Genomic DNA, 16,061 nt, shown 5'->3' with positions numbered 1-16,061 from the left:
CGTGGTTTGATCGCTTGGGACTTCCACGTCTCTCCTGACCTCAATCCCTCGAACCGCCCGGTGCGGACCCGCATGCCGGGTGGTGTGGCAGGGGTACGGTCTATGAAGGCCGTCCCCTATGCCGATTTGCCGTGTGTTCAGAATGGCTTGGAGGCGGCAGCGTCCGAACCGGACTGTTTCTGCGCGCTGCGCCACACCGCCGGCGGCATGCCGAACTGGTTGATGAACCAGCGGGTAAAGGAGCTCGCCATGGTGAAGCCGAACATGTCGGCAATGTGGCTCAGTGAGTGGTTCGGGTTTTCCAGATAACGCAGTACCAGGGCGCGGCGCACGTCGTTGATCAGGTCGCTGAAGGCACAGCCGTGGTCCTTGAGACGACGTTGCAGGGTGCGCACGTTCATCCCCTGGTATTGGGCGATCTGCTCTATGGTGGCGCGGCCCATGGGCAACAGCAGGTAGATGGCCTTGCGCACTTCGAACAGCGTCGAGGTACTCTCAGGGTTTTGCAGCGAGTCAAGGTAGCTCTGGGCATGACGGGCCATGGTCGGGTCGGCATTGAGGTTGATCATGTCGAGGCTGGCGGCAGGGCAAACGATGCCATTGAACTCGCTGCCGAATTCCAGGTTGCAGCCGAACACCCGCCGATGCAGGTACAGGTTGTCCGGCGGCTGGTGCATGAAGTTGACGCTGTAAGGGCGCCAGTGCGAGCCGAGCAGGGCCGAACACAGACCGAATGTCACGCCGATCGCCAGTTCCGTGGCTTGGCGGCTGGGCATCGGCGACTCGGTGACCATCTCTTCACGAATGATCACCATCTTGCCGCTCTCTTCAACGAAGATGGCCAGCGAGTCGTTCATCAGATGACGGTAGCGCACCATGACCTGCAATGCTTCGCGCAGGGTGCGTTGATGATTGAGCAGCAAGCTGACCACGCCGAAGTCCGAAAGCTGGCGCGACTCGGCCATGCTCAGGCCGAAGGTCTGGCAACCGCTGGCGGTGGCCGAATCTTCCAGCAAACGCACGGCGGCATCGATGGGGATGCGGGATTCGGGGTCTTGCAGCTGAGCCTTGTGCAGGCCTGCGACTGCCATGACGTCGTGCGGGTTGAATCCCAGGTCCTGGGCAACGTCCAGGTATTTGGTCAAAACGGCGGCGCGAACAAGCGTGGGCATGCGTAGGACTTCCCTCGGCCGATGGTGACGTTTCATTGAAGATGTGTTGCGCGATCAGGCGCTGTTCTGACGACTTTTGCGTTGCTCTCGGGGCGATCCCGGTGGAGGACTGCAAGTAGCGCGATCAGATTCAGGATCGTATTTTTTGCATCACCATCGAATTGGTTGTTGGACTCGAATTCACAAACCGCTGGAGCCTTCAAGGATCCAGAATCCTGGGCGGTCTACGTGTATCCGGTAGATGTTGTGGCCCCCATCAACGGAGCAGGGGCCACTGACCCATAGTAGGCTGCACGAGAGTGATGCAATGAGCGTTGCGGGACAGAATTTTCGCGTATTGGGACGCCGGTAGGGGGCCAATGGCTGGATCGCGGGATCAGAAACGTCGAGTGTGCAAGGTTCAGGCAATGTGGCTGGCCAGCAGGCTTGAGTTGCCCATGAACCTGTTTTTTTATTCAGTCGATAGGGGCCCGGATGCCGTCTTGCTCGCTCGGTAGGAGACGGCCCAAGCCGAGGGTGTCTTGCCAAAACGGCTGCGGAACCAGCGTGAAAAGTCACCGGCAGAGGAAAAGCCGAGGAGTTCGGCGACTTCATACAATCGGCGCTTGCTGTTGGCCAGATACTCTTCGGCAAGTTCGGCGCGTACAGCATTGATGATCGTCGTGACACTCTCTCCCTCGGCCGCCAGGTGTCGGTTAAGGGTGCGTCGGTGCATGCCAAGATGCTGGGCCACGCCATCGACAGAGCACAGTCCGCTTGGCAGCAGCATCTTGACGATCTGGCGTACCCGCTGCGCCGGTTCGTCGCGCAGGTTGGCCAACTGCATGTCCAGCGATCGCTTCACCTCGCGATGCAATGCGGGGTCGGCCGTGGGAATGGGCATGTCCAGGTCGCGCCTGCGGCAAACGATGGCATTGAACTCCTGGGAAAACTCGATAGCTGTTCCCAACACGCGCTGGTGCACTTCAAGGCTGGAAGGTCGGTCGTGAGTAAAACTGACCCTTACCGGCCGGAAGGTATGGCCGCTCAGGATGCTCAACGTCCGAAGCATAATACCGGTCGCCTGTTCAATCGCCTGGCGCCAGACGCCACGATGGCCCTGCATGTTCACACCCACATGCAGCAGGGTCAGGTCGCCTACATCCTCAAGCCACAATTGCACACCGGCGTTATGCAAGCGCGTATAGCGAAAGCAGGATTGCAACGCTGCGCGAAGTGTTGGCTCTTCGCGGATGAGTAGTGCGAGCATGCCAAAGTTGGAAAGGTGCCTGGTTTCCGCGAGCAGCAGCCCGAAGGCGTCCTGACCGGACAGGCGGGCGGACTCCTCCAGCAGCCAGCCTACCGAATCGCTGCTGATCATGATGTTCGGATCGTCGAGGACACTGGCCGGTAGCCTGGTCATGCGCAGCATGCGAAATGGATCGAGCCCCACTGAGCGGGCAACCTGCTCAAAGTCGGTAAGGCTGGCGCTTCGCGTCAAGGTATACATGCTTTGCCTCGTGTCCCAGTTTCACCAGATTGTGTCCTGAGAAGCTTAGTGCAGGACAGCCGCTCAGGGCTACCTTCACGCCGACAATGACAACAATGATGGAGGTAGATAATGGACACGCGCACCGCTACAGGTATCGGTCAGCCGCTCGCGGCAAGGGCGCAGGTGGACGCTAACGATCCTGATGCATTCAACCACTGCTTTGCCGAACTCAACGGCATTCGCATGCATTACATCGACGAGGGGCAAGGTCCTCTCGTCATCCTGCTGCACGGTTTTCCTTATCTTTGGTACATGTGGCGGCACCAGATCGCGGTGTTGGCCGAGGCCGGTCATCGAGTCGTGGTCCCCGATCAAAGAGGGTTTGGCCAAACCGATCGACCCGATGCCATTGAAGACTATGACATGAGTCAGGCCGTCGGCGACATGGTCGGCTTGATGGCGACGCTGGGCGAAACATCCGCGGTGATCATCGGGCACGACCTGGGCGCCTGGGTGGCCCAGGCGGCGGCCATGCTGCGGCCGGATCTGTTCCGTGGCCTGGTGATGCTCAATACGCCGGTGCCGCCGCGCGGCAAGATCAAGCCGACCATAGGTTTGCAGGCAATGGCAAAGGGCAGGGTGTACCACCACCTGTATTTCCAACAGCTCGACAAGCCGGACCGCGAGTTGGCCAGCGATCCGCGCAAGACCTTGCGCAGCGTCTTCTACTCGATCTCCGGCAGCGCTGTCGGGGCTGAACGCTGGCGCCTGTTCGTCGAGCCTGGTGAGCCCATTCTCAACGCGTTCACTGAGCCGAAGGGCGAGTTCCCGTCATGGCTGAGCGCGCGGGCGCTCGACTACTACGTCGCTGAATACACGCGCACAGGGTTCACCGGTGCCTTGAACTACTACCGTTGTCGCGACCGGAACTGGGAGATCACCGCGTTTCTCGACGGCGCGGTGGTACGCCAGCCGAGCCTGTTCATTGGTGGTGCCGCCGACCCTTCGCTCGAGCCGATGGAAATCCGCGGTCTCTACGAGCAACTCGACACCTATCTACCCGGACTGCAGAAGAAAGTGCTGCTACCTGGCGTGGGCCATAGCGCCGCTGAAGAGAGCGCGGATCAAGTCAATGAGTTGCTCCTGACGTTTCTCGAGCAGCTGGAGCGCTAGCAACGAGTGCACTGTGCGTGGTCGCGATCACTCGCGGCCACGCACAGTGCATGCACTCGTTCAGCCGGCAGCCTTGACCATCAGATGATCACCGAACTGCTCCCGCAGACGGTTCTTCTGGATCTTGCCCGTAGCGCCCAACGCAATCGTGTCGACAAAGATCACATCATCCGGCGTCCACCATTTCGCGATCTTGCCTTCATAAAACGCGAGCAGCTCTTCCCGCGTCAGTGTCGCTTGCGGCTTCCTGACGACGATCAGCAATGGGCGTTCGTCCCACTTGGCGTGTTTCGCGGCAATGCAGGCCGCCTGGGAGACTGCCGGATGGGCCATCGCAATGGTTTCCAGTTCGATGGAGCCTATCCATTCGCCACCCGACTTGATCACATCTTTGCTGCGATCGGTGATCTGCATGAAGCCATCGACATCGATGGTCGCCACATCGCCGGTTGGGAACCACCCTTGACCTGCGTGCTCGAGCAGCGGCGAACTGTTCGCTTCGTTCCTGAAATAATCGCGCACCACCCATGGCCCACGCACCAACAGCTCACCCGAGGTTGCGCCGTCCCAGGGCAATTCCATGCCTTCGGCGTCAACGATCTTCATGTCGACGCCAAACACCGCTCGGCCTTGCTTGGATTGCACGGCATAACGCTCTGCCGGGGACATTTCGACGTGCCTGGCCTTCAGGGCGCCGACGGTTCCGATAGGGCTCAGTTCCGTCATCCCCCAGACGTGCAATACCGCTACACCGTAGGTTTGCTGAAATGTGTGCAGCATGGACGGGGGGCAGGTGGCGCCACCAATGATGCTGCGTTTCATGCTGGAGAATTGCCGGCCGGTTTTTTCCACATGGCCAAGAAGGCTTTGCCACACGGTCGGGACACCCGCGGACAGTGTCACCTGCTCGGCTTCGAGCAGTTCGAATAGCGACTCTCCATCCAGGGCAGGTCCGGGAAATACAAGCTTCGCCCCGACCATGCACGCGATGTACGGAAGTCCCCAGGCGTTGATATGGAACATCGGCACAACGGGCAGGATCACGTCGTGCGCCGAACAATTCAGGGCGTCCGGCAGCGCGGCCGCATAGGTGTGCAGCACCGACGAGCGATGACTGTACAAAACCCCTTTCGGGTTGCCCGTCGTGCCAGAGGTGTAGCAGAGCGTGCTGGCGGCATCCTCGTCGAAAATCGGCCAAGCGTAGTCGGAGGATCCCTGTTGAAGGAGATCTTCATAGCACAGCAAGTTGTCGATGCCGGCGTCTTTGGGCATATGCGCCTGATCGGTCATGGCGACGAACGCTTTGACCCTATTGCAGCGCCCGGCGATGGCCTTGATCAGCGGCAAGAAGGTCAAGTCGAAGAAGATGTACTGGTCTTCGGCGTGATTGGCGATGTAGGCAACCTGGTCTTCATGCAGACGAGGGTTGATGGTATGCACAATGGCACCCATGCCGGCAACGCCGTAGTACAACTCCAGGTGCCGATAGCCATTCCATGCCAGTGTGCCGATCCGCTCGGAAGGCTTGACGCCCATGCGGGTCAGCGCGCTGGCCAGCTGGCGCGCGCGGCGGTGGCAGTCACGGAAGGTGTAGCGATGGATATCGCCCTCCACTCGACGGGATACGATCTGCGTATCGCCGTGATGGCGGTCGGCATGTTCAATGAGTGAGGAAATCAAAAGCTGCTTTTGCATCATCAGGCCTTTCATGGCATCGCTCCGTTCGCTTGTCTGTGATCGGGGAGCGAGCAGGCGGCCAGGCCCGGGTCAGATTTCGCGTCAAGACCGCGACCCGACACAGCCTGTTTCCCTCCCCTGAATGATTGCTATCCGGTAACTGGCCCGGTCGCCCCTTGAACCAGAGGCGCCGGGTTTCCCCATGAAATCCGGATCAGTTGAATGCCGTCAGGTCTTTCGGCGCGATGTCATGTTGCTCGCAGTAAGCAAGATAACGTTGCAACCCGGTCTTCCAGTTTTCCAGCGCGACGATGTTGTCGTTGCCGTCCAGGAACGCCAGATCGCCAGTCACTTGAACCAGCATGAGCGAATACCCGTCTGCGCTTCCTGTGCTGACGACTTCAGGTGTGTGAGTCGACGCGGCCGTCTCGTAGACGATGCTGCCGGGGCCGGCGATCCAGTCATGCTCCTTGTATTTCCACTGGCCTTCGATCGTGTAGACCATCACCGTGCCTGTGTGGTGGTGCTTGGGCAGTTGCATGTCCAGCGGCGCCTTCATCATGACGATCCATTCGCCGCGGATCGGGTCAAGCTTGAAGTACTTCAGCAGGACGTTTTCGGCATAGGGCGTAAAGGGAATCCACGGCAGCGATTCGCCATCGATGACTGCGGTGTCGACGTGTTCATAGAGCATGTCATTTCTCCAATGATGCGGTTCAGATCGAGTTTTCGTCGCAGCCAGGGCCGCCCGACAATTTCTGCTGGTCGGGTGCCCCGGTTTATCTGGGGGAGGCTGTTCGGATCAGGTGAGCGGGGTACCCGCGAGGGTGGCGCGCAGCATCTTTCTGGGTGCATTGCCGTAGTCAGCCACCGCGTAGTGCTGGACTTGCAGGTTGTCCCACATGGCAACCGTGTTGGTTCGCCACTTCAGACGTACCTGGTACTCAGGAATGGCGGCCTGAGACATCAGATAGTTCATCAGATGATGAGCCTCTGGCATGAAGTCCTGGCCGTAGCGGATATCCTCGAAGTTGAAGAAGTTCGAGAAGTGGGTCGTGAACGCGGAGTTGACGAACAAGACCTTTTCGCCAGTCTCTGGATGGGTAAGCACTACCGGGTGCTCAGCGGCGGGGTTCTTCGCGGCCATCGCATGACGTTCTTCGCGTGGCAACTGGGCGCCAAAGGTCTGCTCGGCACCATGTTTTGCGTACAGGCCGTCGATTCGTTGCTTGATGGCCTGCGGCAGGTTTTCGTAAGCCATCACCATGTTGGAAAACAGGGTGTCGCCGCCAGCCTCCGGCCCCATCTCGCAACGCAATACCGCTCCGCGGGGCGGGGCCTTCTTGTAGGTGACATCGGCATGCCAGAGGTTTTCGCGGCTGGCCTTTTCAACATAGCTCTTGGGTTTGCTCAAATCGAGATTGCGATACAGCATCAGCAGCTTGTCCGCCTCCGGATGGCTCGGCGCCAGGGGATGGGCTTCCAGCTCAGCGAATTGCGCGGCGAAGTGCTGTTGCTCCAGGGGGGTGATGTCCTGATCGCGAAAGAACAGTACTTTGTGCTTCAACCACAGCGCCCTGATTTCTGCGATCAGTTCGGGGTCCTGGGCAGCGTCGGCCAGGTTGACGTTGCTGAGCTCGGCACCGATGGCGGGGGAGCAAATCTGCACCTTGATCGAATGCTGGCGCACTGACGACCGGATAATGGCGGGTGCCGAGGGGGTGATAGGTGAAGGAGCGTCTTGGGTTGCGGCGACTTTTGTCATTGTTGTCTCCAATCCGTGCTGTACGGCGGTGCGCAATATGTGCATCCGCTATAGGTAACTGCCTCCTGCTGATTGGGCAGGGGTGGCGGTCCTATAGTAGGTATCCCGGGCGCGACGCCATGGGCGTAGCAGGACAGTTTCTTCGCATATTGGGACGAAGAGCCGAGTCCATGACTGGAAGGGATGACGGCCACATCAACTCGTCGATTGGCTTCCTGGCTCCTTTGATCACTGCCGTTTTGTCATGGCAATAGCCTGTCGTTCGCGGAGCGATGTGCAGATTGAAGGTGGGGTGGCGGTGATAGTCGAGAACTTGCAAAGAGAGAGAGGGAATGCCTTTGTTAAATCTGGTCGACAGGTCCAAGGGCTATTAGTTCACGAGTGTGACCATCACTTGTCTGTATTTTCCAAAGGAATCATTAAGTTACTCAGTGGTCATAGTTACGGCTGAACGTTGTCCGGATGAAAATTTCCAGCCGCCATAACCATTCAATACCCCGACGTTTTGGACGTTCCTATGAATCGCGCAGTCATCACGATCCTGGCCATTTTCAGTTTCTTGTTGTTGGGAGGCTGTGGCCCTCACTGGGATGATGGAGAAAGGTACGGCCGATATCACGACCATGATCATCGACGTGGTTACGACCAACGGGATGACGATGATCAAGGTTATGGCCGCCACTATGATCGTCGTAACTATGATTCTCGTAACTATGATCGCGATCACCGTCGCTACCGCGATCGCGACGACAACGACGACTGATGCATTAAACATCCTGGAAGGGTGGGGCGATTCAGAGTCATAGCGGTGAGCGGGCGCTCTGTTTTGCGAAAAATCATCGGGCGTCTGCTTTTGACCATAACTGCCGGTCATTTGTGTTTATAAAATCAGGTGGTGATTCACTTTTCCCATTGGTTCAAAGCCAATACAGGATAGCAATGGACCACAACCAGCCGATGCTGAGGGTGATAGTAAGGTAGATCACCACAAGCATCAGAGGTTGATTCCACATGACACACCTCCCATAACCGCTGCTTTTACATTGGTGCCTGGTAAGTTGGGAGCTCGTATGAGCAATAACGCAATAATCAAGCCATTTGAGTGAAAGACGCTTGTCCGCAAGCCTTGGGCTTTTAGCGCTACGTTCCAGGCTACTTCCTTCAGGCGTAAGCTGACCCTAAATCTCCCCCCCAAATATGGGATTCCCCACATGTGGAGGAACATTCGTCCGAATGTCACAGCATCCGCGCTGCTCCTGGATCGGCGGGCACTTCATCGAGCCAAACGAGCAGAACACACAGCAGTCACCGGGATTTGGGCGTAGCAGAGTCCTGCAATTGCCACATTCGTAGAAATACTGACAGGCATCTGTGGGCATGGCTTCCTGCTTGGCGAAGCTGCAATGCGGGCAGGTCAGCACGGATTCGAGGATGACGGGACTCATGGTTGCCTCATTTGTGCACGGTGGAGGGATAGCCCGCATTCGTCGTCGCTTTGGTCAGCGCCTCGGGATCGGCTTTATCGGGGTCATAGGTGACGATGGCCACTTTCTCGGCCAAATCGACCTTGACGGTACTCACGCCGGGCAGCTGCTCCAGCGATCTCTTGACCGTGATCGGGCATACCGCACAGGTCATGTTCTGCACGTCGAGCCTGATGGTTTCTACTGGAGCGGCCATCACGGATAGGGACAAGGCGGTGAGTGCGGCGATCAGCAGTTTGCGCATGGCGAGGTTCCTTCAATAAAACAGTCGGGCAAGCCACGGAACGGCCAGCAGGCCAAGTAGTAGCCCGGTGACGATCCAGAACACGGTCCGCTGACGTGTAATAGTGCGCGGACTGCAGGCCGTGCCCGCTGCGCAGACCTGTGGCATCAGGTAGAGCTTGCGAAAAGCCAGCCCGAGAAACAGTAGCGTCAAGCCGATGAAGAGGGGCCGGTATGCTTCCATTGCCGTCAGGTTGCCGATCCATGTGCCGCTGACGCCGAGCGCCAGCAGTACCAGTGGTCCGACGCAACACACCGACGCACTGATAGCGGCCAACGCGCCCGCGATCAGTGAACTTTTGCCGATTTGTTGCGCCATCGTCTTCTCCATTGAATCGAACTAACCTAGAGTGACTTTACACTCCGTACCTAGGTACAGAATCAAGAGGCGTGTGATGGCGACAGGAATGAGTATCGGCAAGTTGGCGCAAGCTGCCGGCGTGAACATCGAGACTATTCGCTATTACCAGCGACGTGGCTTGGTGGATGAGCCGCCAAAGCCGCTCGGCGGTTATCGGTGCTATCTACCGGAGCAGGTCAAACGGCTGCGCTTTATCAAACGGGCACAGGCGCTGGGATTCACGCTGGATGAGGTGGGCGCACTGCTGACACTGGATGCGGCCTGCAGTTGTAGCGAGACTCGGGCACTGGCCGTGCGCAAGCTGGCCCTGATCGAGCAAAAGATGGCCGACCTTGCAGCAATGCAGCAGGTGCTGGGCGGACTGGTGCGGCAATGCGATGCAAGCGGCGGCGGGGCCGTATGCCCTATCATCGATGCGCTGGACAGGGAGTGATGCCGGGTTGCAGGGCACCCTGCATAGGCGTCAGGCCAGCACCCCGTGCAGTGTACGCAGGGCCGGGCGTGCTCGCTCTGCCATTCACAGCTTGTAGCCAATCTGCCGCAACAGGTTCTTGCGCCACAGGATGTCTTCATCGCCTTCAATGTCTTGGGCACAGAAGCCATCCACTACCCCCAGGATTGCTCGCCCTTGTTGCGTCTCGGCGAGAATCACTTCGGTTGGATTGGCTGTTGCACAAAAAATACGGCATACCTCTGGAACCATCTTGATGGTGTTCAACACGTTCAGCGGATAGAAACCGTCGCCCAGGAAAATGATGAAGCTATGGCCTGCAGCGATGGCTTTCGCATTCTTCTGTGCCAGTTCGATCATTGAGGTATCGGTGCCAGACCATCGCACCAGGCATTTGCCAGAGGCTTCACAAAAAGCCACGCCAAACTGGATACCTGGCACGGCATTAACCAGCGCTTCGTGGATGTCCTCGACGGACTTGATGAAGTGCGTCTGACCCAAAATGAAGTTCGTCACATCCGGCTTTTCGATTTTCAACGTGATGAGTTGCATCTCAAACGCCTCCGTTCACGATGTTGCTACCAGAAACTGGCAACAAACCAAGCATAGCTACTCATTGGTTATTGCTCCGTCCACTGACGGCTTCTGGCCGATTTCTGCCTGTCCCGACGGGCCAAAATCGACCCTGAGCGGCCTGTCATGTCAGGCATCAATCGGTAAAAAAACAGTCACTCCCTTGTAGTTACACGCCTATCTGACCGGTGATTGAGCTGCTCGGCTTTTTACCGGAGGTCACGAGTTCAATCGGATCCGTTATGTAGAACAAGCAGGTAGATATGCAGGGTGACGTTCAATCTGCCTGTACCGATCAACTATGATTTTCGCTGGCGGATCACGTTGAGGGTAAACATGCGGAGCCTCGATTCTCTCCTTGAGCTTGGCAGCAAAGTCGTGAGCACTTTTTTCATGCCGAAACTGAACTCGTCTGATGCCAAAACATACAGACTAAAGAGCTTCGCTTTGACTGGATAGGTACTCGATTTTCACTGACATGATCATGTCTCCAGGGCTTGATCCAAGGCTTAAAAGTGGATTTCAGCGGTCTTGAGGCCCAAGTCTCGAAGCTCGGCGATCAGGTCATCCAGATGCCCGAAAGACTCGACTTCCTCGTTGTCATCAACCAGGAAATAACTTCTCCCGGCGTCCTTCTTGAAAAACACGATCCACTCCTTGGGGTTGGTCGGGTTTGCGATCACATGGGTGTCAAAGGTCACGCCTTCGGCATGTTTGCTTTTCACAGCTTTACGATTCATGTCAGTCACCACGCTACACGCGCTCTCAAGATTCTCTATTTGCAGTGCATGCCCGCCCAGCTCCATCTGAACTTTCTCTATAAACATCTCCAGCCGCACGAAGCAGTGGATCAAGGGCATTTCAATTATCACTGTATGTTAATATTATGCACATGCATCCACTGAGGATCTAGCCATGATTGCGATAGGTGAGGCATGGAAGGCTGGGTTGTTGGGGCGAGAGCATTGGCTGCGCAATTTGGTGTCTGGCGTGATCGTCGGGGTCGTGGCGCTCCCCCTTGCAATGGCGTTTGCCATTGCATCTGGCGTCAAACCTGAGCAAGGCATCTACACCGCAATCATCGGTGGTCTGCTGGTTTCACTCTTTGGCGGAAGCCGCTTGCAGATTGCCGGGCCGACAGGTGCGTTCATCGTGATTCTGGCGGGGGTCACGGCCAAGCATGGTGTTGACGGTCTGCAAATCGCCACGATGATGGCGGGGGCCATGTTGTTATTGCTGGGGATGGCCCGCCTAGGTGCAATCATCAAGTTTATCCCCGATCCGGTGATCGTCGGATTCACCGCAGGCATCGGCGTGATCATCTGGGTCGGACAGTGGAAAGACTTTTTCGGTTTAGCGAAGATCAGTGGAGAGCATTTCCATGAAAAGTTCTGGCATTTGCTCCAGGCGCTCCCGGATCTTCATATGGCCACGACCCTGCTGGCGGTACTTAGTCTTTTCCTGGTCATCACCGCGTCCAAAATTCCCGGACTCAAACGGGTACCTGGCCCATTAGTCGCAATGGCGGTAGCTACAGCGATACAGTCAACCTTTCATTTCGAGGGGGTAGCCACGATTGGCAGCGCATTTGGGGGCATACCTCAAGGCCTTCCAACGTTGAGCCTGCCTGAAATCACGTTGTCTCGCGTCATCGATTTGATTGGTCCGGCGTTTACTATCGCCATGCTTGGAGCAATCGAATCGCTGCTGTCCGCAATGGTGGCCGATGGCATGGCGGGCACTAAGCACGATTCCAATCAGGAGCTGATCGGTCAGGGAGTGGCTAACCTGGTCACGCCATTGTTTGGCGGCTTTGCAGCTACCGGAGCCATTGCCCGTACTGCAACCAATATCCGTAACGGCGGCACGGGCCCGCTGGCCGGCATTACGCACGCGGTCACGTTGGTGCTTATTATTCTGTTTCTGGCACCTCTGGCCTCAAACATCCCACTGTGCGCCCTGGCCGCCATTCTTTTCGTGGTCGCGTACAACATGAGCGAGTTGAAGCACTTCAAACGCATGGTCCAGCGGGCCCCACGCGCAGACGTAGCTATCCTGCTCATCACTTTCAGCCTCACAGTGTTCAGTGACTTGGTGATCGCCGTGAATATCGGCGTCATTCTTGCGATGCTGCACTTCATGCGCCGCATGGCCTCATCTGTGGAGGTGCAACAGGTAATCGAGCACGAGCTTGAAGAAGAGCTGAGGGCCAATGGGCACATTCGCCTGCCGCCAGGGACATTGATTTATACGATTGAAGGGCCATTGTTCTTTGGTGCGGCTGAGACCTTCGAGCGTGTCCTGGCGCAGACCCATACCGATCCACGTCTGCTGATTATTCGCTTGAAGCGTGTACCGTTTATGGATATCACTGGCTTGCAGGTGCTGGAGGAGGTCATTCAGCAATTGCACAAGCGCAATATCGTGGTGAAACTCTGCGAAGCGAACACGAAGGTGCTAAGCAAGCTCGATAGGGTGGGTATCTTGCAAGAAATCGGCACGGAGCATTACCACGCCGATTTCAACACCGCGCTGGCTAAAGCGGTCAGTCTCGCAGAGGGTCCGTCGACCCTCTAGAGGCTTACCGCCCGTGTCAGGTTATGACTTGGTACTGGCGGCATGCTTGCTTTTGGTCGAATAGGTGGCACCGTGGGTGTCCAGGTAGTCACGAATCAGTTGACGGACAACCTGAGAGGGCGTCAGGTCTTGTGCTGCACAGAGTTCCTCGAAGGCTTTTTTCTTGACGGGATCAATGAGCACAGTGAGGCGCGCAGTCTTGCTTTCCATGGGGTATTCAATCGCTCAAGTCGCTATATGTTAATCAAATTGTAATTGCCTTGTCCGGTGCTGTCACTGTGCTGCTCGTTACTTCGACTTTACTCACAAGAAAAGATTTGGCTCCCACGGTGGGTGATGATTCGGATCTGCTTCGACTCAGCGTGGATAATCCTCAAGGGGCGAGCATCGCGGGATTCGCTCGCCCAACCTGGTTATTGCGCAGCAAGCAGGGAGTCTTCGATTTCCTGTGCGACAAGGCTTTGTATCCGCCACATATTACGGTCCCGAATGCCATGCTCCTCCAGCATTGTCACAGTCCGGAACAGGTATTGGGCCGCCGAGCCCCAGTGCCCGGCTGCGCGAGCCAATACATGGGCCACCTTTTCCATGGGCAACTTTCCGGCATAGGCCATTCCGTCGCGTGCTGCGACAAAGGCTAATGCACGCACTATCCCGGATTCGGTTTTAACCGAAATCCAGCGCGGAACATTGGTCGGTGGGTTTGCGTCTATTTCCCGGACCATCAACAGTCCCAATTGCTTGGAATGGTCTTGCGTTGGAAGCCGGTATGCCAACCCGTTGCAGCTTCCGCCCCGGTCGAGGGCCAACATCAGGGCGGGCAACTCGCGCGTGCCGCGCCAGCGAGTCAGTTTCAGGCAGAACGATCGATGCCAGCCGAAGGCGGTGGCGCTGCGGCTCTCCAAAAAATCGAACTCCGGATTCCAGATCAGTGAGCCATAAGCAAAGATCCAAAGCTCCTGCGGTTTGTATTCAAACAACAGAGCCTCGACCATCGCATCAAACTCTGCTTCGGTGTGTTCGGCCGTGCCCGGTTCGGGTCCGGGATCGGGCTCAAATCGCTCAACGCGAGCGACGAGTTCCGCCGTCAGGTTTCGTCCTTTGGCGGGCGTGCTTCTCTGGGGCGCCATACCAGCCCTCCCACTATGGGTAGAAATTGAACCTCCTGATCAGAGTTTTTTCAGGAAGCCCAGTAGCAACTCATTGACCTCGGTCGCGCGTTCTCGCTGTATCCAGTGGCCGGCACCTTCGAGGATATGACACCCGCGCAGGCCCGGCAGTGTCTGCGCGAAAGCTTCGATCTGCCGCGGGGAGCCCGGAAACTTCAGCACGGCGTCGCGGCTCCCGGCAATGAACATCGACGGCTGCCGGATAATGCAACCGCGCCAAGGTGCCAGCAGTGCCCATGAGCGCGTCATGTTGCGGTACCAGTTCAAGCCGCCGCGAAATCCGCTGCGGGTGAACTCGCGGGTGTAGTAGGCAATATCCTCAAGGCTTAGCCAGGCTGGCAGGGTTTCGGGCTCGATCATCCCCCCCAGGAATCCCTGGCCCGGCTGCAGTCGGCCAAACACCGGCCCATCGGGCCCGTCTCCCGAGCCACTGAAGTAGATGCGCCGGATCGACGACTCGACGTCCCTTTCCAGCTCGGCCTCGGCCATGCCCGGCGTCTGGAAGTACTGGATGTAGAAGTCGCTGATACCCCGCGAGGCAAGCGCGCTCAGGAGCTCCACGCGATCCGGTGGCGAGAAGGGAACGCTCATGCCGACCACTGCGCGGAACAGATCGGGTCGCATCAATGCTGCGCTCCAGGCCACCAGCGCGCCCCAGTCATGGCCGACGATCACGGCTTGCCGCTCGCCGAGTGAGTTGACCAACTCCACCATGTCGCCTACCAGGTGGAGTGTGGTGTAGGCGTCGGGTTCGGCCGGCGCATCGGTGCCACCATAGCCACGCATGTCGGGTGCTACCGCTCTATAGCCGGCGGCCGCCAGCGCAGCAAGCTGGTTGCGCCACGAGTACCACAGCTCCGGGAATCCGTGGCATAGCAAGACCAACGGACCGCAACCCTGGATGGCGACCTGCATGCGGATACCATTGATGTCGAGCATTTCGAGGTGTGGCTCGTTCATGTGCGCTTCCTGCAATTCAAGCGATGGACCTCAGCAACCGCGGCAGGCTCGCCAGAGCCTGCTGTCTGCTGACAGAGAGCCGATGCAGCTGTGCCAGTTTCTCGGTATCGGTTTCCTGCAAGCCCCTGACCACCGCAGTCAGAAAGAATAAGCGCGACTGCCTGATCCAGCGGGTCAGGCCTTCATGCTCTCCCCAGCGTAGTTGGTTTCCCAGGTAGACCGCCCACATTCTGATCCAGTCCGTGGGAACGTGAGGCGGGGGGACCATCGTGCAAAGCACGTTCATTTGCGTTTGATCGTCCAGGTGGCTTTCCACATAAGCGATCAAGGCCGCGCTGAACAAGGGTTGGCAGCTGCTTACCATCAACAGGTTAATCCTGCCGCCGTCGAACACCTTCATTTCAGGCATTGTCGGGATAGCACTGGCGCTGCAGTCAATGTGCAGGGCACCTGGGCTCGTGGCGATGCTGCCTTGCTCGAGCACGATGCGCGTTGGCTCGATCACTCGCACCCGCCCCAGGCGCACAATGTTGTCGATGCGTCGAAGCTCACGTAACTCCGCCCGTGTGACGGTGGCGCAGCGGTAAGCAGTGGGTTCGACGGACTTATCCACGCGCAGGAGCTGGCCCGCCACCTCAAGCCTGGAGAACAGGTCCGGGATCGAGACTGCGGCTGCGATGGCCTCAAATTGTGCCGTGAGACCGCCGATTGTTCGTTCGAAGCTGTCGAGGCCAGGTTGCAGGTTGGCCCGGTCGATCAACCATGGATCGTTCGGCATGATCCAGCAGATGTTTTCGGGCGCAATACCGTTTTGCAGGCACCACAGGCAAGCGTCGATCCCGGTCTTGCCCGATCCCACCACTACGTAGCCAGAGTGTGGGTGCCGGATCTTCGGCAGGTCGTTCACTGGCACGCATTGCACGCCGGGCTCCACCCTGTACCTGGT

The 16,061-nt window shown here is 57.8% G+C and carries 18 protein-coding genes; 4 read left to right on the top strand and 14 right to left on the bottom strand.

Going from position 1 to position 16,061, the window contains the following annotated elements; translation table 11 throughout:
- Window positions 1-137 precede the first annotated feature (137 nt).
- On the bottom strand, window positions 138-1,172 hold the full coding sequence (locus tag KGA85_RS27135; RefSeq protein WP_223456318.1) for an AraC family transcriptional regulator: 1,035 nt from the start codon (window positions 1,170-1,172) through the stop codon (window positions 138-140).
- A 451-nt stretch (window positions 1,173-1,623) separates the two neighbouring features.
- A complete protein-coding gene (locus KGA85_RS27130) occupies window positions 1,624-2,661 on the bottom strand; it encodes an AraC family transcriptional regulator (RefSeq protein ID WP_223456317.1) in 1,038 nt (345 codons plus the stop codon).
- A gap of 111 nt (window positions 2,662-2,772) precedes the next feature.
- On the opposite strand from KGA85_RS27130, the gene KGA85_RS27125 reads away from it, so the two are divergent.
- A complete protein-coding gene (locus KGA85_RS27125; RefSeq protein WP_223543521.1) occupies window positions 2,773-3,816 on the top strand; it encodes an alpha/beta fold hydrolase in 1,044 nt (347 codons plus the stop codon).
- 60 nt (window positions 3,817-3,876) lie between these two features.
- Here the strand turns inward: KGA85_RS27125 and KGA85_RS27120 are convergent, their stop codons facing one another.
- From KGA85_RS27120 to KGA85_RS27110, 3 genes are all read right to left on the bottom strand, one after another.
- On the bottom strand, window positions 3,877-5,526 hold the full coding sequence (locus tag KGA85_RS27120) for a 3-(methylthio)propionyl-CoA ligase (protein ID WP_223543520.1): 1,650 nt from the start codon (window positions 5,524-5,526) through the stop codon (window positions 3,877-3,879).
- 181 nt (window positions 5,527-5,707) lie between these two features.
- Window positions 5,708-6,187 (bottom strand): 2,4'-dihydroxyacetophenone dioxygenase family protein, encoded by a 480-nt coding sequence (locus tag KGA85_RS27115; RefSeq protein ID WP_108217363.1) that lies wholly within the window; start codon window positions 6,185-6,187, stop codon window positions 5,708-5,710.
- A gap of 108 nt (window positions 6,188-6,295) precedes the next feature.
- Complete coding sequence (locus KGA85_RS27110; protein WP_223456358.1) at window positions 6,296-7,168, bottom strand: TauD/TfdA dioxygenase family protein; 873 nt, start codon at window positions 7,166-7,168, stop codon at window positions 6,296-6,298.
- A 607-nt stretch (window positions 7,169-7,775) separates the two neighbouring features.
- On the opposite strand from KGA85_RS27110, the gene KGA85_RS27105 reads away from it, so the two are divergent.
- Window positions 7,776-8,021 (top strand): hypothetical protein, encoded by a 246-nt coding sequence (locus KGA85_RS27105; protein WP_223543519.1) that lies wholly within the window; start codon window positions 7,776-7,778, stop codon window positions 8,019-8,021.
- Window positions 8,022-8,436: 415 nt separating this feature from the next.
- Here KGA85_RS27105 and KGA85_RS27100 read toward each other — a convergent pair whose 3' ends face one another.
- Genes KGA85_RS27100 through KGA85_RS27090 form a run of 3 tightly spaced genes read right to left on the bottom strand, consistent with a single transcriptional unit; the run spans window position 8,437 to window position 9,343 of the window.
- Entirely contained in the window at window positions 8,437-8,703 is a 267-nt protein-coding gene (locus KGA85_RS27100; RefSeq protein WP_223456313.1) for a GDCCVxC domain-containing (seleno)protein, read from the bottom strand.
- A 7-nt stretch (window positions 8,704-8,710) separates the two neighbouring features.
- Window positions 8,711-8,986 (bottom strand): mercury resistance system periplasmic binding protein MerP, encoded by a 276-nt coding sequence (gene merP, locus KGA85_RS27095; RefSeq protein WP_223456312.1) that lies wholly within the window; start codon window positions 8,984-8,986, stop codon window positions 8,711-8,713.
- A 12-nt stretch (window positions 8,987-8,998) separates the two neighbouring features.
- A complete protein-coding gene (locus tag KGA85_RS27090; RefSeq protein WP_223456311.1) occupies window positions 8,999-9,343 on the bottom strand; it encodes a mercuric transporter MerT family protein in 345 nt (114 codons plus the stop codon).
- 76 nt (window positions 9,344-9,419) lie between these two features.
- On the opposite strand from KGA85_RS27090, the gene merR reads away from it, so the two are divergent.
- On the top strand, window positions 9,420-9,818 hold the full coding sequence (gene merR / locus KGA85_RS27085; protein ID WP_223456310.1) for an Hg(II)-responsive transcriptional regulator: 399 nt from the start codon (window positions 9,420-9,422) through the stop codon (window positions 9,816-9,818).
- Between the two features lie 84 nt (window positions 9,819-9,902).
- Here merR and KGA85_RS27080 read toward each other — a convergent pair whose 3' ends face one another.
- Together KGA85_RS27080 and KGA85_RS27075 are read right to left on the bottom strand one after the other, a co-directional pair.
- Window positions 9,903-10,388 carry an adenosine-specific kinase gene (locus KGA85_RS27080; protein ID WP_223446770.1) on the bottom strand — a complete coding sequence of 162 codons (486 nt, stop codon included), beginning with the start codon at window positions 10,386-10,388 and terminating at the stop codon, window positions 9,903-9,905.
- Between the two features lie 530 nt (window positions 10,389-10,918).
- Window positions 10,919-11,149, bottom strand: a complete 231-nt coding sequence (locus KGA85_RS27075; protein ID WP_032828974.1) for a hypothetical protein — start codon at window positions 11,147-11,149, stop codon at window positions 10,919-10,921.
- A 175-nt stretch (window positions 11,150-11,324) separates the two neighbouring features.
- Here KGA85_RS27075 and KGA85_RS27070 point away from each other — a divergent pair, with 175 nt between their 5' ends.
- Window positions 11,325-12,986 (top strand): SulP family inorganic anion transporter, encoded by a 1,662-nt coding sequence (locus tag KGA85_RS27070; protein WP_223456309.1) that lies wholly within the window; start codon window positions 11,325-11,327, stop codon window positions 12,984-12,986.
- Window positions 12,987-13,007: 21 nt separating this feature from the next.
- Here KGA85_RS27070 and KGA85_RS27065 read toward each other — a convergent pair whose 3' ends face one another.
- From KGA85_RS27065 to KGA85_RS27050, 4 genes are all read right to left on the bottom strand, one after another.
- The gene (locus tag KGA85_RS27065) at window positions 13,008-13,196 is read right to left on the bottom strand and encodes a ribbon-helix-helix protein, CopG family (RefSeq protein WP_046043116.1); all 189 of its coding nucleotides are present in this window, start codon (window positions 13,194-13,196) and stop codon (window positions 13,008-13,010) included.
- A gap of 203 nt (window positions 13,197-13,399) precedes the next feature.
- Window positions 13,400-14,116 carry a gamma-glutamylcyclotransferase gene (locus tag KGA85_RS27060; protein ID WP_223456308.1) on the bottom strand — a complete coding sequence of 239 codons (717 nt, stop codon included), beginning with the start codon at window positions 14,114-14,116 and terminating at the stop codon, window positions 13,400-13,402.
- 39 nt (window positions 14,117-14,155) lie between these two features.
- The gene (locus KGA85_RS27055) at window positions 14,156-15,115 is read right to left on the bottom strand and encodes an alpha/beta fold hydrolase (RefSeq protein ID WP_223456307.1); all 960 of its coding nucleotides are present in this window, start codon (window positions 15,113-15,115) and stop codon (window positions 14,156-14,158) included.
- A gap of 16 nt (window positions 15,116-15,131) precedes the next feature.
- Window positions 15,132-16,061: NAD(P)/FAD-dependent oxidoreductase (locus KGA85_RS27050; RefSeq protein WP_223543518.1), on the bottom strand; the 930-nt coding region annotated here is incomplete at its 5' end.

It is taken from the genome of Pseudomonas sp. GL-B-12 (assembly GCF_019955895.1).
Taxonomy (GTDB): Bacteria; Pseudomonadota; Gammaproteobacteria; order Pseudomonadales; family Pseudomonadaceae; genus Aquipseudomonas.
The sequence above is the reverse complement of the archived record's forward strand: the minus strand, read 5'-3'. Positions and strand labels throughout refer to the sequence as shown.

Coding starts and splice junctions, on each gene's coding strand:
- KGA85_RS27135 (WP_223456318.1), bottom strand. CDS start 1,172: ATGCCCACGCTTGTTCGCGCCGCCGTTTTGACCAAATACCTGGACGTT.
- KGA85_RS27130 (WP_223456317.1), bottom strand. CDS start 2,661: ATGTATACCTTGACGCGAAGCGCCAGCCTTACCGACTTTGAGCAGGTT.
- KGA85_RS27125 (WP_223543521.1), top strand. CDS start 2,773: ATGGACACGCGCACCGCTACAGGTATCGGTCAGCCGCTCGCGGCAAGG.
- KGA85_RS27120 (WP_223543520.1), bottom strand. CDS start 5,526: ATGAAAGGCCTGATGATGCAAAAGCAGCTTTTGATTTCCTCACTCATT.
- KGA85_RS27115 (WP_108217363.1), bottom strand. CDS start 6,187: ATGCTCTATGAACACGTCGACACCGCAGTCATCGATGGCGAATCGCTG.
- KGA85_RS27105 (WP_223543519.1), top strand. CDS start 7,776: ATGAATCGCGCAGTCATCACGATCCTGGCCATTTTCAGTTTCTTGTTG.
- KGA85_RS27100 (WP_223456313.1), bottom strand. CDS start 8,703: ATGAGTCCCGTCATCCTCGAATCCGTGCTGACCTGCCCGCATTGCAGC.
- merP (WP_223456312.1), bottom strand. CDS start 8,986: ATGCGCAAACTGCTGATCGCCGCACTCACCGCCTTGTCCCTATCCGTG.
- KGA85_RS27090 (WP_223456311.1), bottom strand. CDS start 9,343: ATGGCGCAACAAATCGGCAAAAGTTCACTGATCGCGGGCGCGTTGGCC.
- merR (WP_223456310.1), top strand. CDS start 9,420: ATGGCGACAGGAATGAGTATCGGCAAGTTGGCGCAAGCTGCCGGCGTG.
- KGA85_RS27080 (WP_223446770.1), bottom strand. CDS start 10,388: ATGCAACTCATCACGTTGAAAATCGAAAAGCCGGATGTGACGAACTTC.
- KGA85_RS27075 (WP_032828974.1), bottom strand. CDS start 11,149: ATGAATCGTAAAGCTGTGAAAAGCAAACATGCCGAAGGCGTGACCTTT.
- KGA85_RS27070 (WP_223456309.1), top strand. CDS start 11,325: ATGATTGCGATAGGTGAGGCATGGAAGGCTGGGTTGTTGGGGCGAGAG.
- KGA85_RS27065 (WP_046043116.1), bottom strand. CDS start 13,196: ATGGAAAGCAAGACTGCGCGCCTCACTGTGCTCATTGATCCCGTCAAG.
- KGA85_RS27060 (WP_223456308.1), bottom strand. CDS start 14,116: ATGGCGCCCCAGAGAAGCACGCCCGCCAAAGGACGAAACCTGACGGCG.
- KGA85_RS27055 (WP_223456307.1), bottom strand. CDS start 15,115: ATGAACGAGCCACACCTCGAAATGCTCGACATCAATGGTATCCGCATG.